25 protein-coding genes are annotated in these 23,182 nt (G+C 43.1%); 17 read left to right on the top strand and 8 right to left on the bottom strand.

The features are described from left to right. The first annotated feature begins 173 nt into the window (after positions 1 to 173). The 4 genes from VSA01S_RS14610 (at position 174) to VSA01S_RS14595 (ending at position 5,023) form a co-directional block, all read left to right on the top strand. A complete protein-coding gene (locus VSA01S_RS14610) occupies positions 174 to 1,385 on the top strand; it encodes an aspartate aminotransferase family protein (protein ID WP_039980054.1) in 1,212 nt (403 codons plus the stop codon). 104 nt (positions 1,386 to 1,489) lie between these two features. Further along, positions 1,490 to 2,509: an arginine N-succinyltransferase gene (gene astA / locus VSA01S_RS14605; RefSeq protein WP_039980055.1), complete on the top strand. Its 1,020-nt coding sequence runs from the start codon at positions 1,490 to 1,492 to the stop codon at positions 2,507 to 2,509. A gap of 28 nt (positions 2,510 to 2,537) precedes the next feature. Next, positions 2,538 to 3,995: a succinylglutamate-semialdehyde dehydrogenase gene (gene astD, locus VSA01S_RS14600; RefSeq protein WP_039980056.1), complete on the top strand. Its 1,458-nt coding sequence runs from the start codon at positions 2,538 to 2,540 to the stop codon at positions 3,993 to 3,995. A 221-nt stretch (positions 3,996 to 4,216) separates the two neighbouring features. Continuing rightward, positions 4,217 to 5,023 (top strand): DUF1338 domain-containing protein, encoded by an 807-nt coding sequence (locus tag VSA01S_RS14595; protein WP_039980057.1) that lies wholly within the window; start codon positions 4,217 to 4,219, stop codon positions 5,021 to 5,023. A 102-nt stretch (positions 5,024 to 5,125) separates the two neighbouring features. Here the strand turns inward: VSA01S_RS14595 and crp are convergent, their stop codons facing one another. From crp to VSA01S_RS14565, 6 genes are all read right to left on the bottom strand, one after another. Beyond that, entirely contained in the window at positions 5,126 to 5,758 is a 633-nt protein-coding gene (gene crp / locus VSA01S_RS14590; RefSeq protein WP_005381432.1) for a cAMP-activated global transcriptional regulator CRP, read from the bottom strand. 240 nt (positions 5,759 to 5,998) lie between these two features. Beyond that, positions 5,999 to 6,868, bottom strand: coding sequence for a phosphoribulokinase (locus VSA01S_RS14585; RefSeq protein WP_039980059.1), 870 nt, complete (start codon positions 6,866 to 6,868; stop codon positions 5,999 to 6,001). Positions 6,869 to 7,072: 204 nt separating this feature from the next. Further along, the gene (locus VSA01S_RS14580; RefSeq protein ID WP_039980060.1) at positions 7,073 to 7,282 is read right to left on the bottom strand and encodes a YheU family protein; all 210 of its coding nucleotides are present in this window, start codon (positions 7,280 to 7,282) and stop codon (positions 7,073 to 7,075) included. A 33-nt stretch (positions 7,283 to 7,315) separates the two neighbouring features. Next, entirely contained in the window at positions 7,316 to 8,323 is a 1,008-nt protein-coding gene (locus VSA01S_RS14575; RefSeq protein WP_039980061.1) for a hydrolase, read from the bottom strand. A gap of 268 nt (positions 8,324 to 8,591) precedes the next feature. Further along, positions 8,592 to 9,071 carry a TIGR02444 family protein gene (locus VSA01S_RS14570; RefSeq protein ID WP_039980062.1) on the bottom strand — a complete coding sequence of 160 codons (480 nt, stop codon included), beginning with the start codon at positions 9,069 to 9,071 and terminating at the stop codon, positions 8,592 to 8,594. Then, the gene (locus tag VSA01S_RS14565; protein WP_039980063.1) at positions 9,068 to 10,987 is read right to left on the bottom strand and encodes an ABC transporter ATP-binding protein; all 1,920 of its coding nucleotides are present in this window, start codon (positions 10,985 to 10,987) and stop codon (positions 9,068 to 9,070) included. The genes VSA01S_RS14570 and VSA01S_RS14565 overlap by 4 nt, the downstream gene beginning before the upstream one ends. Before the next feature lie 179 nt (positions 10,988 to 11,166). Here VSA01S_RS14565 and kefG point away from each other — a divergent pair, with 179 nt between their 5' ends. The 5 genes from kefG (at position 11,167) to VSA01S_RS14540 (ending at position 15,506) form a co-directional block, all read left to right on the top strand. After that, a complete protein-coding gene (gene kefG / locus VSA01S_RS14560; RefSeq protein ID WP_039980065.1) occupies positions 11,167 to 11,754 on the top strand; it encodes a glutathione-regulated potassium-efflux system ancillary protein KefG in 588 nt (195 codons plus the stop codon). Next, the gene (gene kefB / locus VSA01S_RS14555; protein WP_039980066.1) at positions 11,738 to 13,534 is read left to right on the top strand and encodes a glutathione-regulated potassium-efflux system protein KefB; all 1,797 of its coding nucleotides are present in this window, start codon (positions 11,738 to 11,740) and stop codon (positions 13,532 to 13,534) included. Before kefG ends, kefB begins: the two co-directional genes overlap by 17 nt. Before the next feature lie 29 nt (positions 13,535 to 13,563). Then, positions 13,564 to 13,764, top strand: a complete 201-nt coding sequence (locus VSA01S_RS14550; protein ID WP_039980067.1) for a YheV family putative zinc ribbon protein — start codon at positions 13,564 to 13,566, stop codon at positions 13,762 to 13,764. Between the two features lie 88 nt (positions 13,765 to 13,852). Next, positions 13,853 to 14,386 carry a peptidylprolyl isomerase gene (gene slyD, locus VSA01S_RS14545; protein ID WP_039980068.1) on the top strand — a complete coding sequence of 178 codons (534 nt, stop codon included), beginning with the start codon at positions 13,853 to 13,855 and terminating at the stop codon, positions 14,384 to 14,386. 184 nt (positions 14,387 to 14,570) lie between these two features. Then, on the top strand, positions 14,571 to 15,506 hold the full coding sequence (locus tag VSA01S_RS14540) for an isoaspartyl peptidase/L-asparaginase (RefSeq protein ID WP_039980069.1): 936 nt from the start codon (positions 14,571 to 14,573) through the stop codon (positions 15,504 to 15,506). A 49-nt stretch (positions 15,507 to 15,555) separates the two neighbouring features. On the opposite strand, the gene VSA01S_RS14535 is transcribed toward VSA01S_RS14540, so the two are convergent. Beyond that, positions 15,556 to 15,783, bottom strand: coding sequence for a SlyX family protein (locus VSA01S_RS14535; protein ID WP_039980070.1), 228 nt, complete (start codon positions 15,781 to 15,783; stop codon positions 15,556 to 15,558). Further along, the gene (locus VSA01S_RS14530) at positions 15,780 to 16,766 is read right to left on the bottom strand and encodes a WD40 repeat domain-containing protein (RefSeq protein ID WP_039980071.1); all 987 of its coding nucleotides are present in this window, start codon (positions 16,764 to 16,766) and stop codon (positions 15,780 to 15,782) included. Before VSA01S_RS14530 ends, VSA01S_RS14535 begins: the two co-directional genes overlap by 4 nt. A gap of 127 nt (positions 16,767 to 16,893) precedes the next feature. On the opposite strand from VSA01S_RS14530, the gene fkpA reads away from it, so the two are divergent. From fkpA to fusA, 8 genes are all read left to right on the top strand, one after another. After that, on the top strand, positions 16,894 to 17,688 hold the full coding sequence (gene fkpA / locus VSA01S_RS14525) for an FKBP-type peptidyl-prolyl cis-trans isomerase (RefSeq protein ID WP_039980072.1): 795 nt from the start codon (positions 16,894 to 16,896) through the stop codon (positions 17,686 to 17,688). Positions 17,689 to 17,900: 212 nt separating this feature from the next. Continuing rightward, positions 17,901 to 18,623, top strand: coding sequence for a helix-turn-helix transcriptional regulator (locus VSA01S_RS14520; protein ID WP_039980073.1), 723 nt, complete (start codon positions 17,901 to 17,903; stop codon positions 18,621 to 18,623). Continuing rightward, positions 18,620 to 19,012, top strand: coding sequence for a sulfurtransferase complex subunit TusD (tusD, locus tag VSA01S_RS14515; RefSeq protein WP_039980074.1), 393 nt, complete (start codon positions 18,620 to 18,622; stop codon positions 19,010 to 19,012). The genes VSA01S_RS14520 and tusD overlap by 4 nt, the downstream gene beginning before the upstream one ends. Continuing rightward, positions 19,009 to 19,365 (top strand): sulfurtransferase complex subunit TusC, encoded by a 357-nt coding sequence (gene tusC, locus VSA01S_RS14510; RefSeq protein WP_039980075.1) that lies wholly within the window; start codon positions 19,009 to 19,011, stop codon positions 19,363 to 19,365. The genes tusD and tusC overlap by 4 nt, the downstream gene beginning before the upstream one ends. Before the next feature lie 7 nt (positions 19,366 to 19,372). Then, positions 19,373 to 19,648, top strand: coding sequence for a sulfurtransferase complex subunit TusB (gene tusB / locus VSA01S_RS14505; RefSeq protein ID WP_039980076.1), 276 nt, complete (start codon positions 19,373 to 19,375; stop codon positions 19,646 to 19,648). Positions 19,649 to 19,827: 179 nt separating this feature from the next. After that, the gene (rpsL, locus tag VSA01S_RS14500) at positions 19,828 to 20,202 is read left to right on the top strand and encodes a 30S ribosomal protein S12 (RefSeq protein WP_004399892.1); all 375 of its coding nucleotides are present in this window, start codon (positions 19,828 to 19,830) and stop codon (positions 20,200 to 20,202) included. A 115-nt stretch (positions 20,203 to 20,317) separates the two neighbouring features. Further along, a complete protein-coding gene (gene rpsG, locus VSA01S_RS14495) occupies positions 20,318 to 20,788 on the top strand; it encodes a 30S ribosomal protein S7 (RefSeq protein ID WP_021710868.1) in 471 nt (156 codons plus the stop codon). Between the two features lie 139 nt (positions 20,789 to 20,927). Continuing rightward, entirely contained in the window at positions 20,928 to 23,027 is a 2,100-nt protein-coding gene (fusA, locus tag VSA01S_RS14490; protein WP_039980077.1) for an elongation factor G, read from the top strand. The last annotated feature ends 155 nt before the right edge of the window (positions 23,028 to 23,182 follow it).

Here is a 23,182-nt window from a genome sequence, read left to right as displayed (position 1 = left end):
GTTGCTTTGGGATAGGGTGGTTGTTTTTTTAATATTATAAATCACCGTTGAAATAGTTAATTAAATGTAAATACAATGCCGTGGTAGCATATAGGCAATATATTCTTTGCTAGTGAAGTGGCTAAGTAAGTGTACTTATCTACTCGGTGTGCCGTATCAAGAAGGAATGTGCAATGACAGTGGAAAATAAAGTAGAGCGTGGCTTATTCAATGACGTGATGGTGCCTTGTTATAACCCAATGGAAATGATTCCGGTAAAAGGTCAAGGCTCACGTATTTGGGATCAAGATGGTAATGAATACATCGACTTTGCTGGTGGCATTGCGGTGAGCTGTCTTGGGCATTGTCATCCTGTAATGGTCAACGCATTGACCGAGCAAGGAAACAAGCTCTGGCATCTCAGTAATGTGATGACCAACGAGCCCGCTTTAAGGCTCGCTAAAAAGTTAACGGAAATCAGTTTTGCAGAGCGAGTTTTCTTTGCTAACTCTGGCGCAGAAGCGAATGAAGCCGCACTGAAACTGGCACGTCGTTACGCTGCAGATGTTCACGGTCCTAAAAAGTCTGAAATTATCGCTTTTACTCAAGGTTTCCATGGCCGTACCTTCTTCACTGTTACTGTCGGTGGTCAAGCGGCTTATTCCGACGGCTTTGGTCCTAAACCAGGTGACGTAACCCACCTCCCTTACAATGATATCGAAGCACTGCAAGCGCATATGTCTGATCGCACGTGTGCGGTCATGATGGAACCTCTTCAGGGGGAGGGTGGCATTATTCCACCCACACCTGAATTTACTCAAGCAGTGCGTGAATTATGCGACAAACACAACGCATTGCTGATTTTCGATGAAGTTCAGACGGGTAACGGTCGTACGGGGCATTTCTACGCATACCAAGGTTTGGGCATTACACCAGACATTCTAAGCACAGCGAAATCACTAGGAGGTGGTTTCCCTATTGGTGCTATGTTAACGACTGCAAAACTGGCTGAGCACATGAAAGTAGGCACCCATGGTTCAACTTACGGCGGTAATCCATTAGCTTGTGCGGTGGCAGAAGCGGTGGTTGAAGAAATTGCCAAATCCGAAGTCCTAGCTGGTGTGTTGGAACGTGAAAGTATGTTTCGCGAAGGTTTAGAGAAAATCAATGCGAAGTATCAACTCTTTGCTGAAATTCGCGGTAAAGGTTTACTGCTTGGTGCGGCTTTGAATGAAGAATGGCAGGGGCGTGCACGAGATATCTTGGTTGCCGCTGGTAAACAAGGCCTGATGGTATTAGTTGCGGGTGCCAATGTCGTTCGTTTCACTCCTTCACTCGTTATTACACAACAAGAAATTGAACAAGGCTTGGAAAAACTGGATAAAGCTATCGCTACACTTGTTTAAGCGCGCTATCAGTTTATCAAGCGAAAACCCTCCATCAAGGATTGATGATGGAGGGACTGTTCCTACAATATCGTTAGGATTTTTTGCATCTGGAGGGAATATTGATGCTAGTTGTTCGCCCTATTGCAATGTCAGATTACGAAGCTCTACACACTTGTGCTGTAGAATCGGGATTTGGTTTTACTTCTCTGCCGGTTAATGAAGAACTATTAACCAACCGCATTAAACACTCGGAATATAGCTTTTCCAAGCTTGATGTAAAAGAAGCAGGAGACGAAGGCTATTTGATGGTTGGCGTGGATTCTGACACGGGTGAAGTCGCAGGTACGACAGGGATTGAAGCATCAATCGGATGGGATGTGCCTTTTTACTCTTATCATATCAGCAAGGTTGTTCACTCTTCACCGAAATTGGGGGTCAATAATGTCGTAAAGCTTCTGACTTTCGGTAATAACTACACAGGTAATAGCGAAATTTGTACGCTTTTTCTTCGTGAAAAGTTCCGCCAGGGGTTAAATGGACGTTTAATGTCTAAATGTCGTTTTCTCATGATGGCTGAGCATCCCGAACGGTTTTCCGACACGATTTTTGCCGAAATGCGTGGCGTTTCTGATAAAGACGGTAACTCCCCTTTTTGGCAGTGGTTGCAAGAGCATTTTTTCTCGATTGACTTTACTTTAGCCGATTATCTAACAGGGATAGGTAAAAAAGGCTTTATTGCAGACTTGATGCCTAAGCTCCCGATTTATATCAACTTACTCAGCCCTGAGGCCCAAGCGGTTATCGGTAAAGTACACGATAATACGCGCCCTGCGTTGAAACTATTAGAGCACGAAGGTTTTACCAATCGCGGCTACGTTGATATTTTCGACGGTGGTCCAACCATGGAGTGTGATAGACGCAATATTGAATCGGTACGTCATTCTTATCGTGCACGGGTGCAGATATCTGAACATGCCAGTAGCAAAGATTTCTTGATCGCGAATACATCGTTTGAGAACTTTCGAGCAACAGCGGCCAAAGCGGTGTTCGACACGGAGAGCGAGACCGTGATTATTTCCTCAGAAGTTGCTGCCGCATTGATGGTCAAAGAAGGGGACTCTGTCCGCTTTCTACCTCAGTAATTGAACAAAGAATGTAAGGATAAAACGCATGACACATTGGATTGCAGGCGAATGGGTGCAGGGTGAGGGAGAGCACTTCTCCTCTCTATCCCCGTATAATCAAGAGGTGATCTGGCAAGGTCATAGCGCCACAGAATCGCAAGTTGAACAAGCTGTTGCTGCCGCTCGCGAAGCATTTTTAGAGTGGAAAAAGCGTCCATTCTGTGAACGTGAAGCGATAGTGTTGGCATTTGCTGAAAAAGTAAAAGAGCACAGCGAACAGATTGCTGAAGTGATTGCGAAAGAAACGGGTAAGCCTTTGTGGGAAACTCGCACAGAAGCCGCTGCGATGGCGGGAAAAATTGCTATCTCAATCCGTGCTTACCATCAACGAACAGGCGAGTCGTCACGAGAGGCAGGCGGTAACCAAATTGTGCTGCGTCATCGTCCTTTGGGAGTGATGGCCGTTTTTGGCCCTTATAATTTCCCTGCGCACTTACCTAATGGTCATATAGTGCCTGCATTATTGGCGGGTAACACTGTGGTTTTAAAGCCTTCAGAACAAACTCCATGGAGTGGTGAGTTGGCTATGAAGCTGTGGGAAAGTGTCGGTTTGCCCAAAGGGGTGGTTAATTTAGTTCAAGGAGCGAAAGAAACGGGAATTGCTTTAGCAGAAGCAAAAGGCATCGACGGTGTCTTGTTTACTGGCAGTGCCAATACCGGACATCATTTACATCGTCAATTTGCTGGTCAACCAGGGAAAATGTTGGCGCTAGAGATGGGGGGTAATAACCCGTTGGTTGTCACGGACAATTATGATGACTTAGATGCAACGGTTTATACCATCATACAATCTGCCTTTATTAGTGCGGGTCAACGTTGTACCTGTGCGCGTCGTTTATATATTCCGTTTGGTGAACGAGGGGATGAGCTCATCAATAAACTCGTTCAAGCGACGGCGAACATTAAAGTTGATCAACCTTTCGCAGAGCCTGCTCCTTTTATGGGGCCGCAAATATCAGTTGCTGCCGCGCAGCATATTCTTGAAGCTCAAGCTCGTTTGCAGTCGCTAGGAGGGCGGAGCCTTATTGAAGCGAAAGCCGGTCAAGCTGCGTTTGTTTCCCCTGGTATCATTGATGTCACTAACGTCGCAGAATTGCCTGATGAGGAATACTTTGGTCCACTCTTACAAGTGGTACGTTACGATGGTCTTACAACGGCGGTAGCATTAGCCAATGACACTCGTTTTGGTTTATCTGCAGGATTGATCTCTAGCGATGATGATGAGTGGCAGTATTTCGTTGACCATATCCGCGCCGGTATTGTTAACCGAAATCGCCAGCTAACGGGCGCCAGTGGTGATGCGCCATTTGGAGGACCTGGGGCTTCGGGCAACTTACGCCCCAGTGCTTATTATGCGGCGGATTATTGCGCTTATCCGATGGCGTCAATGGAAGGGCAGGAGTGTGTGCTGCCTTCTAATTTGAGCCCTGGTATCGAACTGTAGAATATACACAAGTAATGAAAATGGGGTGAAGTGGCTGGCTGCGTGTTGAAAGCGTAGAAATCTTCTTTCCCCCAACTGCTTTCAATTGGCGGTCGTTGTACATTTCTTCAATCAATAACGCCAAGTAAAACGTCACAGGTTGATCGCCATTTTTCGCCTTAGGGTGAAGTAAACCAATGGCTTGTCTTTTTCTTAACTTTTATTTGATAACAGGAGCTATCATGACGCCCGATGTGCTATTTGATTCCTTATGGAAAGATTATATTCATCGTCTTTGTCCCTCCGCGGCGAAAGTCCACCAACTTCTGCAAGAAAATGAGCCGTTGATTAATGATCATATTGCTTTGCGGACATTTGATGTCGCTCCTTTAGGACTTGCCACCTTGGCTCAGCCATTTTTAGATGTTGGCTATTTGCCTGGTGGAGATTATATGTTTGAAAGTAAAAAGTTAATTGCAACCCATTTTGAACACCCAAATCCAAAGCAACCAAAGGTGTTTATTAGTGAATTGAAGGTTAATGATTGTTCTGAACAATTACAAACAATTGTTCATAAACTGGTTGAACAGGTTGATGTAGCTAAAGTGGCCCAGCATGATTTTCTCTACGGAGGTCGCTTGTGGGATCTGAGCTATGAAGACTTTAAAGTGTTAGCACAGGAAAGTGAATATGCTTCTTGGTTAGCCGCTCATGGCTATGGCGCCAATCATTTTACTGTAAGTGTCAATCAACTGAGTCAGTATCACGAAGTTCAGCAAGTGAATGATTATTTACGTCAGTCGGGCTTTATTATTAATGAGAGTGGCGGTGAAGTAAAAGGCACGCCAGCTGTCCTTTTAGAGCAATCATCAACGATGGCTGACAAGGTCCCTGTGACATTCATCGACGGTACTGAGCTGGTTCCAGGGGGGTTTTATGAGTTTGCCAAGCGCTATCCAATGGAAAATGGAAAATTGTACCCGGGGTTTGTTGCAGCCTCAGCAGATAAAATATTTGAGAGTACCGACAGCAGTACACACTTAGATTAGTGAATACCTACATCTTAGTAAGACATCAACGTCTTAATCAATATAAAATAAAAGCCACTGATGTAGTGGCTTTTATTTTATTTAGCACTTTACTCGAATGAATTAACGAGTTCCGTAAACTACGATAGTCTTACCGTGGGCGGAAATCAGATTTTGTTCTTCTAGCATTTTCAGGATACGACCAACTGTTTCACGAGAACAGCCAACGATTTGACCGATTTCTTGACGTGTGATCTTAATTTGCATGCCGTCGGGGTGCGTCATCGCATCGGGTTGTTTCGCAAGGTTAAGAAGCGTTTGAGCGATACGCCCCGTCACATCTAGGAAAGCAAGGTCACCCACTTTTTGGCTAGTAACCTGAAGACGTCGTGCCATTTGTGCAGAAAGACGCATCAGAATATCTGGATTGACTTGGATGAGCTGACGGAATTTCTTAAATGAAATCTCAGCCACTTCACAAGGAGACTTAGCTCGAACCCAAGCTGTACGCTCTTGATCTTCTTCAAATAAGCCCAACTCACCAATAAAGTCGCCTTGGTTAAGGTAAGAAAGGATCATTTCTTTGCCTTCTTCGTCTTTAATAAGCACAGCAACAGAACCTTTGACTATGTAGTACAAAGTTTCCGCTTTCTCGCCCGCATGAATTAGCGTGCTTTTTGATGGGTACTTATGAATATGACAGTGTGAAAGAAACCACTCTAATGTTGGATCGGTTTGAGGTTTACCTAGAACCATAATATCTCACTTCCTCTGCAGGGTATGCTTGCGCTGTCCATATTTTAGCTAAGCGTGTCGTTGGCTTACTAGAATAAGAACTCTTTTTCTATGCTGCAAGCTATCTTGTATCTCTACAGGAAATAGTATCCTTTTTCGAGTTTGATTTCTTGATTTTAATCGCGTCAATCCTGCTATTTTTTACGCAAAATTGTGCACATGATCACGGAGTGAAAAGTAAACACCTAAATAGCCAGATTTTTAGCCAATTTTTCCGGTTTCAATCAGCTTCTGTAAGATGGGTCTGACGATTAATTCCATAGCAAAACTCATTTTACCTCCGGGGACGACAATGGTGTTATGGCGTGACATAAATGAGCCATCTATCATTGCCAGCAGGTAAGGAAAATCGACATTTTTAATGCCACGCAAGCGGATTACGACAAAACTTTCATCTAAGCTTGGTATCCCTTTGGCATTAAGTGGGTTCGAAGTGTCGACAGTGGGGACACGTTGAAAATTAATATGTGTACGAGAAAACTGCGGGGTGATGTAGTTTAGGTAATCATCCATAGAGCGAACAATGGAATCCATGACTGCTTCTCTTGAATGGCCGCGTTCACGAGTATCGCGAACAAATTTTTGGATCCACTCTAAGTTAACAATAGGGACCATGCCAATCAGAAAATCAACATGACGAGCTACATTGACTTCTCCATCGACGACTCCTCCATGGAGACCTTCATAAAACATCACATCACTGTCTTCAGGCAAATCCTGCCAAGGTGTAAAGGTACCAGGCATTTGATTATACGGCACGGCTTCATCAAAAGTATGGAGGTAGCGACGCACACTACCAGTTCCTACCTTGCCATATTGATGAAAGAACTCTTCTAAGCTGGAGAAATCATTGGCTTGTGGGCCAAAGTAACTGATGTGCTTTCCTTGCTCTCGGGCTTTTCTTATTTCTACATCCATTTCGGGGCGAGTAAAACGGTGGAAACTATCTCCTTCGACCCAAGCTGGTTTGACATTCATCATGTTGAACATTTTTCGAAATGCTTCAGATGTAGTCGTAGTACCGGCACCAGATGAACCAGTGACCGCGATGATAGGGTGTTTTGCTGACATGACAAACCTTGTCGTAATTAACTTACCTGTTAGCGTACAGCGCTTTTGCACTGTACGAGTGATGAAGCACTATATCACGTAAAACGAACCTGTCATCGAGCGGAGTACGGTAAAGTGTGAGCAAACGAGAGTTAGCGACTTAGTCATTTTCATGTTGATACAGAGGGAAAGCGATGTTTGTAGTCAGAAATGCGTTTCTGCAGACTATTTGGCCTTCAGTTTGATATCGACGGTTTCATGTAATTCTGAAAAGACGATCACAGCTTCATTATGCTCAAGCTGCATTTTTACTTGATCAATTTTGCTTTGTAGGGACATTTCTACCGCACCGTAATCGGTGCCTTCACGGAGAACGAATTCCCGAATTAAATTTTCTAGTGTTTCTGGTGTAATATCTTTCCATGGGATAATCATAAATACCTCGAACGTTTATGATGGCCGCTTAGTTTACTGTGTTCTTTGTGTCGATACACTAGAAAGATAATCAGCCGCGATACTTTCATAGTACGCAGGAAGCGCTTCTTCAAGCCAGAAGCGTGGCTTTAGCACGGAGCCACACAGAAAACCGACATGCCCCCCATGTTCATATAGCTGATAATCAATATTATCGGGCAAAACAAATTTTGGGATTACAGCCTCCGTCATAAAGGGGTCATCTTTAGCGTGAATGATCAGCGTAGGTAGGCGAATACGTTGTAGTTTGTTTAGACCAGAGCATTGCGCGTAATAATCTTGAGCATTTTTGAAACCGTGTAGTGGTGCGGTGACCAGATCGTCAAACTCGTACAGGCGCGTGACTCGTTTGATTGAGCAATAAGATAAAGCAAGTTCGCCATGAATTAACTCGTGCTTTTGTAAAGCATTACGCTTAAGAGAAGAAAGCAGATAGCGTCGATAAACCTTAGAAAAACCACGTTCGATACGATTGGCACACGCGGCAAGATCGAGTGGTGCAGAAACAATCGTCGCGGCATCTAAGAGTGGCTTGTGATCATACTGCGCGAGATAGTTAGCCAACATATTCCCACCGATGGAAATACCCACCGCCACTTTAGGTTGACCAGGAAATTGTTGGTCAAGGTGCTCAAGGAAAAACCGAGCGTCATTGACTTCACCTGAATGATAAGCGCGCGCTTTTTTGTTTGGCTTACCACTACAGCCTCGAAAATGCATCATGACTGCCAGCCAGCCCGATTGTGCAAAAGCGTTCATCAAGCCATTGGCATAAGAGCTATAGAAGCAGCCTTCTAGTCCATGAAAAAGAATAAAAATCGGCTTTCTAATAGCTGACTCATGATTGAAAGGCTCTGACCAAGCTAAATCAAGGAAATCGCCATCTGGCGTATCAATGGTTTGCCATATCGGGGTAAATAGTGCTTTTTTTCTAATCAGCCGTGGAAGAAGTGTCTGAAGGTGGGGATTTTTAAGGCCAGTTGCAGGGAAAAATTGAGTCATATAGAATTCCAATCGAAAAGGCATGTTGGATTGCTAGACGCGCTCTTCGGCTGGTTCATAGCAAATACGGGTTGATGGATAAGTTCAACTTCTTGGAACTAAGCGGTAACCCAACGACAAATTCGATGGCAACGGGAAACATAGCTTGCGAAGATGAAGCCAACGAACGTATTTTATTATGAATTTGTATGCTAACAAATTATAGGTAGAGACTGAGATAACCTCAAGGTAAGTCGTTTTGTTGTTTCCTGGGTGATCTAAATGCAAGTTAAGCACGCGGAAACTCAGGTATTGGCAGCGAAAAAGCATGCTGCAGGTGCTCGCCACCTAAATGGCGGCAGTATTTGAGAGTTAATGGATCACCATTATTCGCTGTTAATGATAGCGTATTGATACAATCCACTAAATCTGCTTGTTGCTGTTTTTCAAGTTCAAGCTCAAACTGCAGAGCCTGGCGATATAAAGTGTCGTTAAGCTGAGACTTAAGTTGGCGACGCAGCTTTCGGTAGGAGTGCAGCAAGGTTTCACTTCTTGTTAAGCTATGTTGCACAGCGGGCCAATCTTGCTCAGAGAATGTAACTTGTTGTTCATCTAACCATCTTAAAAGTAAGACTAAGTTTACATTGCCGTGATAGTGATTTTGTAATGACAGACACGCCTCTTTCACCCGACGAACACCATAAAATTGCAAACTAAATTGCCAGAGTCTTTCTAGGGTTAGGGGCGGGTTGGCGTGTCGGTTACTCATTGATTAAAATCAAGTTCCATTTGTTCGAGGCTTTCTTGTGCGGACATCCACTCTAGTTCTATTTCTTCAAGCTGTGCTTTGCTGGTGGCTTGAAGTACAAGAACTTCATTAAGTTTGGCCTTGTTATCGATCTCATAGAGTGAATTATCGCTTAAAGCTTCTTCAGCCTGAGCTAAATCTTCACTTAATTTATCCATTTTCTTTTCTAATTGCGTTAGCATCTTTCTGATAGGGGCAGTTTGCTTACGAAATTCTGCTTCACGCCTTTTTTGCTCTTTTTTCGCTGCGGCACTGTTGCCATTATCTTTGCTTGGCTGTGCTGCTTGTGCTTCACGACGTTCTATTTTTTGCTGTTCAGTGAGCCATTTGTAGTAGTCGTTTAGATCACCATCAAAGGGTGCGACTTGACGGTCGTGAACCAAATACAGGTCATCGGTTGTTGCTCGTAAGAGATAACGGTCGTGGGAGACAATGACCATCGCTCCTTCAAAGGTTTGTAATGCCATCGTTAATGCTTGGCGCATGTCGAGATCAAGGTGGTTAGTTGGTTCATCAAGCAACAAGAGGTTCGGTTTTTGCCAAACGACTAAAGCTAAGACTAAACGTGCTTTTTCACCACCAGAAAAAGGCGCTACCTTTTCCAGTGCTTTATCCCCTTGGAAACCAAAGCTACCGAGGTAATCTCGTAATTGTTGTTCGGTTTGGTCCGGTGCAATTTGCATCATATGCTGCAAAGGGGTTTCTTCTGGATGCAAGGTTTCTAACTGATGCTGCGCAAAATAGCCGATTTTGACCCCTTGAGAATAAGTAAGCTCACCACTTTGAGCCTTGAGATCTCCAGAAAGCAGTTTAATTAACGTTGATTTACCTGCGCCGTTACGGCCTAAAAGACCGATACGACTGCCGGGAACTAGGTTTAAACGTATTTTTTCTAATATTAAGTTATCACCATAACCCGCCGAGACTTCTTCCATCATCATAATCGGATTAGGTAAGGCTGCGGGTTCTCTAAATTGGAAGCTAAATGGGTTATCAAATTGTGCTGGCAGCACTTTTTCCATCCGTTCTAAGGCTTTGATTCGGCTCTGCGCTTGACGAGCTTTAGAGGCTTTATAGCGAAAACGGTCAATATAACTTTGCATATGCGACATTTGCTTTTGCTGCTTTTCAAACATAGCTTGCTGTAAGACCATTTTTTGGGCGCGTTGATTTTCGAATGATGAGTAATTACCCGTATATTCATTCATCTTCTGGTTTTCGATGTGCGTAATGCGATTGACAATTGGATCAAGAAAATCGCGATCGTGGGAGATAAGGATTAACGTACCAGGATAATTTTGTAGCCAGCGTTCTAGCCACATTACTGCATCGAGATCGAGATGGTTGGTGGGTTCGTCGAGTAACAATAAATCTGAACGACACAATAGTGCCTGTGCCAAGTTAAGACGCATCCGCCAGCCACCGGAAAATTGAGTTAGATTCCAGTTCATTTGTTCTTGGCTAAAACCCAAACCATCCAATAACTCTGCGGCTCGCGCTCGGATGCTATAGCCACTAATGGTTTCCACTTTACCATGCAATTCTGCCACAAGTGTGCCGTTGTCTTTTGCTTCTGCCTCCGCAAGTTGTTGCTCTAAATGCCGGAACTCACGGTCACCGTCAATAACGTACTCCAAAGCACTTCTATCCAAAGCTGGGGTTTCTTGAGCTACCCATGCTAGTTCCCAGTGTTGTGGTTGGCTAAAGGAACCTGCATCAATAGAAAGTTCGTCTTTTAGTAAAGCAAACAGTGTTGATTTACCGCAACCATTTTTGCCAACTAGTCCAACTTTATCGCCAGGATGTATGGTTGCAGAGGCTTGATCTAAAAGAGGTTTACCGCCACGCAGTAATTGAATATCAGAGAAGGTAATCATAGAGTTTTTATTCACTTTGCGCTGCGCGCGTTACTTTGGTCGTTTATCTCGCGATGAATAGTAGGGCTATTAGCGAGAAAAGTCGATGATTGAGCTCTAATTGCATTATGCTATACAAATCAGTATAACAAACTGATAACGGTGATTTTCTTTTTGAATATCCACAAAGGACGAATTTTTTGCTTGTGTCAACGCCTATTCCCCCGAAAATTTTGATTATCTATGCTCATCCTGAGCCACATCATTCGATTGCAAATCAAATTATGATTAAGCAAGCGCAATTACTTGAACATGTGACGGTACATGATCTGTATGGAGCTTACCCTGATTTTTTTATTGATGTGAATTATGAACATCAATTGCTTATGCAACATGAAGTCATTGTTTTTCAGCATCCACTATATATGTACTCTTGCCCAGCGTTACTTAAGGAATGGTTAGATAGGGTGCTCGGCAAAGGGTTTGCTTTTGGCGATGGTAGCGCATTAATGGGTAAATATTGGCGTAGTGTGATTACCACTGGTGGAAGGAAAGAGGCGTTTAGCCCAATGGGGTATAACAAATACCCACTTGAGCAAATTTTGCAACCTTTTGAATTGACTGCTTCTTTATGTCAAATGAAATGGCTCGAGCCTTTAGTTTTGTATTGGTCACGTAATGTCTCTGATAGTGAACGAGAAGATCATGCAGAGCAGTACCGACAATGGTTGGTAGCTCCTTTAGCATTTGAAATTAATCAAGGAGTAGAATGTGTCAATGACCAATGAGTTTCTACAAAGTAGTGTCGTGTTTTTGTCAGCGGCTGTCATTGCAGTACCTATTGCCCAGCGTTTAGGGCTTGGCTCTGTTTTGGGTTATTTAATTGCAGGCGCTTTAATTGGACCTTGGGGTCTCGGACTTATTAGCGATGTCGATGCGATTCTTCATTTTGCTGAACTGGGTGTTGTCTTACTGTTGTTCCTCATTGGTCTCGAACTTAATCCTAAAAAATTGTGGCAAATGCGGGGGCCGATTTTAGGGCTAGGAGGGGCACAAGTTATAGTGACAACAGCCGTCATTACTGGGGGTGTAAGCTTGTTTGGTGTTGGTTGGCAAGCTTGTTTGGTGATCGGAATGGGCTTGGCGTTATCATCAACGGCGATTGCATTAAAGGTCATTGAGGAGCAAGGCCAGGCCGGTACTGAGACAGGCCAATCTGGCTTTGCTGTGTTGCTCTTTCAAGATATCGCTGTGATCCCAATGTTGGCGATGTTGCCTTTGTTAGCTGGAGGACAAACGGGGGGAGATTGGTTAGATGCTTTGTTTGTGGTTGCTAGTGTTATTGCGTTGTTAGTTGGAGGGCATTTCCTTTTGCGGCCTCTCTTTCGTTTTGTGGTAATGAGTGGAGTACGAGAACTATTCACAGTTGCTGCTTTACTGGTAGTGCTTGGTATCTCAGTTACAATGCAAAAGCTCGGTTTATCTATGGCGCTAGGGACCTTTTTGGCTGGTGTTTTATTGGCTGAAAGCGAATATCGGCATGAACTGGAAGTGTCTATTGAGCCGTTTAAAGGTTTGTTGCTTGGGTTATTTTTTATTGCGGTGGGTATGGCGGTAAATATCGGGTTGCTTGCATTGCAGCCACTGGCTATATTGGGTGCAGTGTTAGCTTTAGTGATTGTTAAAGGCTTGGTACTGTATGGGTTAGCCAGACTCTCTCGCGTTCGCCCCAAAGCACGCAGTCGAATGGCCGCTATTCTCAGTCAAGGTGGTGAGTTTGCTTTTGTTATTTTCACCGCAGCAAGTCAAGAAGGCCTTTTAACCCAGCAGCAAGTAGCGTTTTTATTAGTAGTTGTAAGTCTATCAATGGTCACTACACCATTACTGTTAATGACACAGAAAAAATGGTTTGCTCATACCTTGAATCATGAAGAGGATGAACCTTCTGGTCAAGTTGTTGATCGTCAGCCTCGAGTAATTATTGCTGGTTTTGGCCGCTTTGGGCAGGTCGTTGGCCGCTTGATGTATGCCAATAAAATTAAGGTAACAGTACTGGAAAGTGATGCGAGTCAGATACACCTGCTGCGTAAGTATGGTTATAAAGTTTTTTATGGTGATGCGACACAAATTGATTTGTTACGTGCCGCTGGTGCAGATAAAGCGGAAGCCTTAGTTATATGTACTGACTCACCTGATGAAATTATCGCTATTGTTGATATTTGCCAAGTACATTTCCCTAATTTAAAACTGCTTGCGAGAGCGCGAAGCCGAGTAGAAGCGTATCAGTTATTAAATTATGGTGTGCACAACTATTCGCGTGAGACTTTCTTGGGTGCTTTAGATCTAGGACGTCAAACCTTAGTGGAACTTGGAATGCACCCATATCAGGCAAAACGAGCAGAAGCACATTTTCGTAAGTTAGATAATGCCATGTTAAAAGATTTGCTGCCTCAACATAACGAAGACAAGAAATTGTCTGAAAGAACCAAAGAAGCGCGTAAAGAGCTAGAGGAAATTTTTGGCCGAGAGATGGAAAGCGATCAACAGTCACCAAATCACTGGAAGTAAGCATCATATTTGTGGAACAAGGATTTAAAGTGAGAATTAAAAAACGTTTTATAGCAGGGGCTAGTTGTCCGAAATGCAGCCAGCAAGACACACTTCGTTGGTGGATAGAAAACAATATTGAATTAGTTGAATGTGTTGATTGTGATTATACCGAGCAGCGTAAACCTCAGTCGGTGGAACAAAACCCACATTCAGAGCAAGAAATGATAGGTATTTTTAAGCCTGAATAATTGAACTTCGATAAATGATCCCCATAATACAGTTATCGTGTCGCTTAAACTTATTATAGTTAAGTCAACTAACCTCCTTGGAGTGAGTATGAAAATTGAAAATAATGTTGTTGCAAGTCTTGCCTACAAAGTAATGTTGGAAGATGGTGCTGTGGTTGATCAGTCAACTTCTGAAGCGCCGCTAGATTACCTTCATGGCCACAACAACCTAATCACTGGTCTTGAAAAAGAGCTAGAAGGCAAAGAGGCTGGTGATAAATTTTCTGTAACTGTTGCTCCAGATGATGCCTATGGGGAACATAATGATGAGCTCGTTCAACGTGTTCCTGCTGATGTATTCCAAGGTGTTGATCAGATTGAAGTGGGGATGCGCTTTCTTGCTGATACTGACCAAGGTCCAATCCCAGTGGAAGTAACGGAAGTTGATGGTGATGAAGTGGTGGTAGACGGTAACCATATGCTGGCAGGTCAGACTTTAACGTTTGAAGTTGAAGTGATGGCAACGCGTGAAGCAACCGCTGAAGAAATTGAGCATGGTCATATTCACCAAGATGGTGAGCATTGTGGCAGCGAAGAAAAAAGTGATGATCATGAGTGTTGTGGTGGATGCGACTCCCACTAAGTCTATCTCGTAAGTTAAATGATAAATTAAATCATTGACCGCCAAGCGCAAGTTGAATTCTCAACTTGCGCTTTTTATTGTTAAAGCTATCACAAATCAAATTCAGTCAATAATGATAGGTTGAGTAGAAAGAAGAGGAAAATCAAAACTCCAAAGTTACTAACAAAGATCATTAGGTGGAAATATGCGGCATCAACCTTTCTCAATTGCAATTCATGGTGGTATTAATGCTGTCTGGAAAATAGAACAAAACAAACAGCACAAACAAATGATATTGAATGCTCTTGAAATGGCAGCTAGGGCGGGACATCAAGTTTTAATAAAAGGCGGTAATGCCACAGAAGCAGTCGCTCAAGCGGTTAAAATATTTGAGGATTACCCTCATTTCAATGCAGGAAAAGGAGCAGTACTTACCTTTAATGAAATGATTGAACTTGAGGCTGCCATTATCGATGGTAAACAAAGAGACTCTGGTGCTGTGGCATGTGTTAGACATGTCAAAAACCCAATTTTGCTTGCACTAGATGTTATGAAGCATAAACCGAATGAGTTATTGGTTGGTGAAGGTGCAGAGCGATTCGCCTGCTATCAAGGTCATCAATACATCGAACAAGATTATTTTTTTACGGACCACCGCTATGAACAATTGATGTCTATAAAGGAAAGCCGACCTCTAGAAGTCGCTTATTTTGATGGATATAATCTTGGTAATGTTGGTGCGATTGCTTTGGACCAACATGGTAGTTTGGCTGCAGCCACCAGTGGTGGTGGTGCTGCCAATAAATTGTGTGGGCAAGTGAGCGATACGGTCATAATTGGGCGCAGTATTGCGGCTGAAAATGGCATTGCAGCAGTATCATTTGTTGGTGGAGATGTAGGCTTTTTCGGGCAAGGAATGGCAGGCGAAGTCATTGCAAGAATGAAGTATTTATCAGAAGATCTTCAGGCAGCTTGTACTAGGGTTATTGATGAGAATTTGCTCTTAGACGAAGATAAAGTGGGCTTGACCGCTATTGATGATAAAGGGAATGTCCATTTTTGTAATAAAAGCCTTGCTATGTTTCGAGCAGCGATTAATGTGCAAGGTGAATTAAGCTTGGCGGTTGAAGCTGCCCGGTAAGAGTTTGCGGGCAGTTACTTTAAATAATTTTGTTTATAATGCGGGTCTATTAATAATGAGGAGGGGGCGGCTCTTTACTTGGGTCTGAGACATTAGAGGTATCAATGTTTTTTACTTTACCAACAACATATTTCATTTGATCTTGCACCTTAACCAACTGCAACTGCTGTTGGGTCAACGCGCTATTGAGCTCTTCAATGGTTTGCTCTTGGAACGCAATCTGACATTCTAAGTCATTAATGCGTCCTTCTAATTGCTGAATGATTTTTTCTGTCATGAGCCATTCTCTAGTTGCCAAGCTTGCGCAATGCCTGCAGAAGTTGCGGTAATAACACGTTGCTTTGAGTCAAATACTGCATCATACACCACGGCGCGAGGAGGACGGGTATCTTTTTTAGGCTCAACATTAAATGAGGCTATTTGTTTGCCAGTGGCAGTATCCCATACCATGGCTCGGCCGGAAGGTGTTCCAGTGATAAGTTGATGGCCGTCGTCTGAAAATCGAGCGGTAGAAAAAATTAATTGGCGCGACCAACTCACTAACTCACTGAGTTTTTTCCCAGTGGTTAAATCCCATATAACCGCCTGATTACCCCCATCGGATGTGAAGGCAAGTTTACCGTCACGTTGAAGAGCTACTCTAACAACACGTTGTTTATGATCAAAGGTACGTAAGATTTGTCCAGTTTGCGTATCCCATAGATAAGCTTTGTAATCATTACTTCCTGTTAATGCAAATTGTCCATTAGGTGAAATTGCCACAGAATTAATTTTTTCTTGGTGAGCAAGGAACTCTAGGCGCCTGCCGGTGACTAAGTTGACGTAGATTGCTTTATTGTTGGAAAGCCCTAGCAGCACTTGTTGGCCATGATTGGCAATGTCAATATCTCTAATTAATGCATCTGAAATTGACCAAAGCCCTTTAGACTGTGTCCAGCCAAGATCCCAAACTGCAAAGTTTATTTGGCTTGCTGTTACTGCGTATCGTCCATCGTCTGAGATGCGGATGTGTGTGACAATACTGGAGACTTGATCGAGCTCTCCTAGTTTTGCGAGTTGTTGTTTTTGCTGTAAATCCCACATGATTAAGTTATTCTCTTTAGAGTACAGCAGGGCGAAACGGCCATCTCGGCTGAGAGCAAAACTGGTAGAACCTTGCGGTTCAAGTGACCAGCGCTGAACTTCCTTATTGTTGAAGAAGCAACCGTTTAAGGTGCTAGTGATCATCAAATATAGGAATAAATGAGAAATTTTTTGCATCACATCTAATAATCCGGTTTGTGTCTTAAGACATATACCTAGTATATTGATATAAACTATCTTCACTAGTCTCAAGTGAGATTTGTGTATAATAACTAATGGCCGTGACCATTATTGGGAGAATTGAATGAAATCAGTGTTTAAAGTGTCTTTACTTGCTGCAACTGTCATGCTAGCAGTAGGCTGCCAGAAAGAAGAAGCAAAACCAGCAGCAACGACTCAAACAGAACAAACACAAACAGCAGCGAGCACTGTTGAACTGAAAACTGAAGACGATAAAGCAGCATATGCAATTGGTGTTTCTTTTGCTAACTACCTAAGTGCTAGCATCGAGAAGCCAAGTGAAATCGGTATCGATCTTAACAAAGAGCTGGTACTGCAAGGTATTGATGATGTTTTCCAAAATAAAGCAGCATTGAATGAAGAAGAAACACGCGCAACACTAGAAGCACTTGATAAGCGTGTTTCTGAGAAAATGCAAAAGCAAGCAGCTGAAAAATCAGCTGAAGCTAAAAAAGCAGGTGATGACTTCCGTGCTGATTTCGAGAAACAAGAAGGCGTGATGAAGACTGAATCTGGTCTTCTATACATAATTGAAACTCCTACCGAAGGTGAGAAACCAAAAGAAACTGATACTGTTCAAGTACACTACAAAGGTACTCTGACAGATGGCACTCAGTTTGATAGCTCTTATGATCGTGGTGAACCTGCAACTTTCCCGTTAAACCGCGTAATCCCAGGTTGGACTGAAGGTGTTCAGCTAATGCCTGTAGGTTCTAAGTTCAAATTTGTTATCCCGCCAGAACTTGCTTATGGTGAACAAGACACACCAAGCATTCCTGCAAACTCAACGTTAGTATTTGAAGTTGAGCTACTTAAAATTGAGAAGCCTGAAGAAAAATCAGAAGCAGCGACTAAATAATCAGTCCAATAAGGCTCGAGAGTAAGGCCCGTTTATCGGGCCTTTTTTTACTTTCTGGTTCATGAATTTAACCTAGAGGTTGATATTTCTAATTCAGATAAACAACTTGTAACGTCAATAAAATTTAGCTATGAAAGGTGAACAGCTCTAGGTTGCGGTTCAAACTTTCTGATAAACTTACATCAATTTGTTGATTTATCGTTCCAAGGCTTATGACTACTACAGAAATACTTAATGCGGAAATGCTGTTAGAAATGGAATCGGTTCATGTGATGCCCTTTACTGAACACGATAAAATCATCTTGAGATCATATGAGGCCGTTGTAGATGGTATTGCCAGCTTAATTGGTCCATTTTGTGAAATTGTTCTTCACTCATTGGAAGATTTAAACACTTCAGCGATTAAGATTGCAAATGGTGAAAATACTGGCCGCCAAGTCGGGTCACCGATTACTGATTTAGCTTTGAAAATGTTGAAAGATATTGAGGGCTCAGAACGCAATTTTTCTCGTTCTTATTTCACGCGAGCAAAAGGCGGTGTTTTGATGAAATCAATCACTGTCGCTATCCGTAATGGTGAGAATCGTGTTATCGGCTTACTGTGTGTAAACGTTAATCTTGATGCTCCATTTTCTCAAGTTTTGCAATCCTTTATGCCGACTCAAGAGGCCAAAGAAGCGGCTTCTTCCGTTAACTTTGCTAGCGATGTGGAAGAATTGGTCGACCAAACTGTTGAGCGTACCATTGAAGAAATCAATGCTGATAAATCGGTTTCTAATAACACTAAGAACCGACAAATAGTCATGGAGCTCTATGATAAAGGTATTTTTGATATCAAAGACGCGATTAACCGTGTTGCTGATAGGCTCAATATTTCCAAGCACACGGTATATCTCTATATTCGTCAACGCAAAACTGAGGATGAATTGGAATGAGTTTAACCTACACTCTTGTCGTTAATGGGCCTATTTATGGCAGTCAGGCCGCGCGCAGTGCTTATCAATTTGCTCAAGCATTAATTGATCAGGGGCATTCTTTGGTCAGTGTGTTTTTTTACCAAGATGGAGTGAATAATGGTACAGCATTAAGCGTTCCAGCAAATGATGAATTTGACCTTAATAAAGCATGGCAAACGTTGGCAACGCAGTATGAAGTGCGTCTTGAAACCTGTGTAGCTGCAGCCCTGCGCCGTGGAATTATTAGTCAAGATGAAGCCAACCAACATGCGCTGACACAGCACAATCTAGCACAAGGTTTTGAGCAAGCTGGATTAGGCAGTTTGGCAGAAACCATGTTAACACAAGATAGAGTAGTGCAATTTTGAGTCAATTAACTTATTTATTCCGCACAGCCCCACACAGTAGTGCAGCTGGACGTGAAGGTGTTGATGCGCTGCTGGCGGCCTCTGCTTATTGCGAAGATATTACCGTTATGTTTGTTGGGGATGGCGTTTATCAACTACTGCATGGTCAAGATCCAAGCGATATTCTGAGTAAGGATTATGCACCAATGCTGAAGCTTTTTGACTTATATGGCATAGAGCAAGTATTTGTCTGCGCGACATCGTTAGCAGAGCGGGGTTTAGCACAAGCGGATTTCGTGATTGATGCAATTAAGCTCAATCAAGAGCAATTCAAAGTACAACTACATCAGGCGGGTAAGGTTCTATCATTTTGAGGAAAGCATGTTACATATCATTAAATCCGTAGCGGCACTAAAAGAAGCTATCGCTTTGTATGCTGAAGATGATGAAGTATTGTTGATTGAAGATGCGGTATATGTTGTTAATCCAAAACACTCACTTTTTCATTTACTTCAGGGGCTCTCAACTTATGCTTTACAAAGTGATATCGAAGCACGTGGTATTCAGCGTTACACTAGCCCAGCAGTATCGATAATCAATTACCAAGGGTTCGTTGAATTAACAGTGAAACAAGCAAACTCACTCACTTGGAACTGAATGTTTGATGAAGTTAAGTTAGCTTTTAGTGCCAATTCGCCTAATTGAACAAAAAAGATTCGTATATTTCTTGACACACCTCCCACTGCTGCATAGAATTTTGCGTCCCTGACTGCAATAGTAGATTAGGGATAGATTTTTCACAAAGCTTACTTTCAAGTAAATTCAGGAGCTAGTTAATGGCAACTATTAACCAGTTGGTACGTAAGCCTCGTGCAAAGCAGGTTGTTAAAAGCAACGTGCCAGCACTAGAAGCGTGCCCACAAAAACGTGGTGTATGTACTCGTGTTTACACAACTACACCTAAAAAACCTAACTCAGCACTTCGTAAAGTTTGTCGTGTACGTCTGACAAACGGCTTCGAAGTTACATCGTACATCGGCGGTGAAGGCCACAACCTTCAAGAGCACAGTGTTGTACTAATCCGTGGTGGTCGTGTAAAAGACCTTCCAGGTGTACGTTATCACACAGTGCGCGGTGCACTTGACTGTGCTGGCGTTAACGACCGTAAACAAGGTCGTTCTAAGTACGGTGTGAAGCGTCCTAAGTCTTAATGCTCTTCTTGTTAAGAAGCGTTAAGTAAGGCCAAACACTAAAATTAAATTTTAATTTTTGAAGAAACTGAAAAGTTTTGGATAACCTGAAGAATAAGACTACGGAGATAAATCCATGCCACGTCGTCGCGTTATTGGTCAGCGTAAGATCCTTCCAGATCCTAAGTTCAAATCTGAACTGCTGGCAAAATTCGTTAACATCCTAATGGTTGACGGAAAAAAATCTACTGCAGAAAAAATTGTTTACACTGCACTAGACTCAATGGCTGATAAGTCTGGTAAAGACCACTTAGCTATTTTTGAAGAAGCTCTTGAAAATGTTCGCCCAGCGGTAGAAGTTAAATCTCGCCGTGTAGGTGGTTCAACTTACCAAGTTCCTGTAGAAGTACGTCCGGTTCGCCGTAACGCACTTGCTATGCGTTGGTTGGTTGAAGCTGCGCGTAAGCGTGGTGAAAAATCTATGGCTCAACGCCTAGCCGCTGAAATGCTAGACGCGTCTGAGAACAAAGGTACTGCTGTTAAGAAACGTGAAGACGTTCACCGTATGGCAGAAGCAAACAAAGCGTTTGCACATTACCGCTGGTAATACCTTTTCAGTGCTGCAAGGTTCCTTGCAGCACTTCTCAAGTTCCTATGCCTATGCTAGGAACTATTGCTATATATAGAGTTTAATATTTTTACTATATAGCAATAGTCCCTGTCCCTAAGTTTAAGAGGATTTAATCGTGGCTCGCAAAACTCCCATTGAGCGTTACCGTAATATCGGTATTTGTGCTCATGTAGATGCAGGTAAAACAACGACAACTGAGCGTATTTTGTTCTACACTGGTCTGTCTCATAAAATCGGTGAAGTTCACGATGGCGCAGCAACCATGGACTGGATGGAGCAAGAGCAAGAACGTGGTATTACAATCACTTCTGCAGCGACTACTACCTTCTGGCGTGGTATGGAAGCACAATTCCAAGAGCACCGCGTAAACATCATTGATACTCCTGGACACGTAGATTTTACTATCGAAGTAGAGCGTTCACTACGCGTGCTGGATGGTGCAGTTGTCGTATTCTGTGGTTCATCTGGTGTTGAACCTCAATCTGAAACAGTATGGCGCCAAGCTGATAAATACAATGTTCCACGCATGGTATTTGTCAATAAAATGGACCGTGCTGGAGCTGATTTCTTGCGTGTTGTTGATCAAATAAAAAGCCGTCTTGGGGCGAACCCAGTTCCAATTCAACTTAATGTTGGAGCTGAAGATGATTTCCAAGGGGTCATCGATCTGATCAAGATGAAGATGATCAACTGGAATCCAGCGGATCAAGGTATGTCATTTACATACGACGATATCCCAGCTGATATGCAAGAGCTAGCTGAGAAGTGGCGTAACAACCTTGTGGAAGCGGCTGCTGAAGCAACAGAAGAGCTGATGGACAAGTACCTTGAAGAAGGTGAATTGTCTGAGGTTGAGATCAAACAAGCTCTACGAACTCGTACATTGAACAATGAAATCGTACTGGCCACTTGTGGTAGCGCGTTTAAAAACAAAGGTGTGCAAGCAGTACTGGATGCAGTAATTGAATTCTTGCCATCACCAATCGATGTACCAGCAATTAAAGGTATCGATGAAAAAGAGAATGAAGTCGAGCGTCACGCTGATGATTCTGAACCCTTTTCTGCTCTCGCGTTCAAAATTGCAACGGACCCATTTGTAGGGACGCTAACCTTTATGCGTGTTTACTCTGGAGTTGTAAATTCAGGTGATGCTGTTTACAACTCTGTAAAAGAGAAAAAAGAGCGCTTCGGTCGTATCGTACAGATGCATGCAAACAAACGTGAAGAAGTAAAAGAAGTTCGTGCTGGCGACATCGCTGCTGCGATTGGTCTGAAAGACGTAACGACAGGTGATACTCTATGTGATCAGAACCATAAAGTGATTCTGGAGCGCATGGAGTTTCCTGATCCAGTTATTCAGATCGCTGTAGAACCTCGTTCTCAAGCAGACCAAGAAAAAATGGGTATTGCGCTAGGCAAATTAGCTGCGGAAGATCCATCATTCCGCGTGGAAACGGATGATGAAACAGGTCAAACTTTGATCTCTGGTATGGGTGAACTTCACCTCGATATCATCGTCGACCGTATGAAGCGTGAATTCAGCGTTGATTGCAACGTTGGAAAACCTCAGGTTGCTTACCGTGAGACCATTCGTGGTTCAGCGGAAGTGGAAGGTAAGTTCGTTCGTCAATCTGGTGGTCGTGGTCAATACGGTCATGTATGGATCAAACTTGAACCTTCAGAACCTGGTGAAGGTTTTGTATTCGTAGACGAAATCGTGGGCGGTGTGGTTCCTAAGGAATACATCAGCTCGGTATCGAAAGGTATCGAAGAACAAATGAATAGCGGTGTTCTAGCGGGCTATCCTGTTCTAGATATTAAAGCAACGTTATTTGATGGTTCTTACCACGATGTTGACTCAAGCGAAATGGCGTTCAAGATCGCTGGTTCGATGGCATTCAAGAAGGGCTCACTAGAAGCACAACCTGTGATTCTGGAGCCAATGATGAATGTTGAAGTAACCACTCCGGAAGACTGGATGGGTGACGTTGTTGGTGACCTAAACCGTCGTCGGGGTATGATCGAAGGAATGGATGAGGGTGTGGCTGGTCTTAAGATCATCCGTGCGCAAGTGCCACTTTCTGAGATGTTTGGTTACGCAACGGATCTTCGTTCTGCAACCCAAGGCCGTGCATCATACTCTATGGAATTCAATGAGTATGCAGAAGTGCCTAAGACCTTTGCTGAAGCTATCATGGCTGAGCGAGGTTACTAATTTGGGTGAGTGATCGGTAAAAAGTTTATGACTTTTTGTGAGATCAAGCCGTCCAAATATTGCGCTAACGAGCGTTGGCGCATAAAATAACAATTTCTGGCGCGCCGAGATCAATAATGATCCCGACGAATCATAACTAGGAAGGAACACGATTG

Source organism: Vibrio sagamiensis NBRC 104589 (assembly GCF_007990935.1).
Classification (GTDB): domain Bacteria; phylum Pseudomonadota; class Gammaproteobacteria; order Enterobacterales; family Vibrionaceae; genus Vibrio; species Vibrio sagamiensis.
Note: the sequence above shows the minus strand (reverse complement) of the source record. Positions and strands in the feature narration are given on the sequence as shown.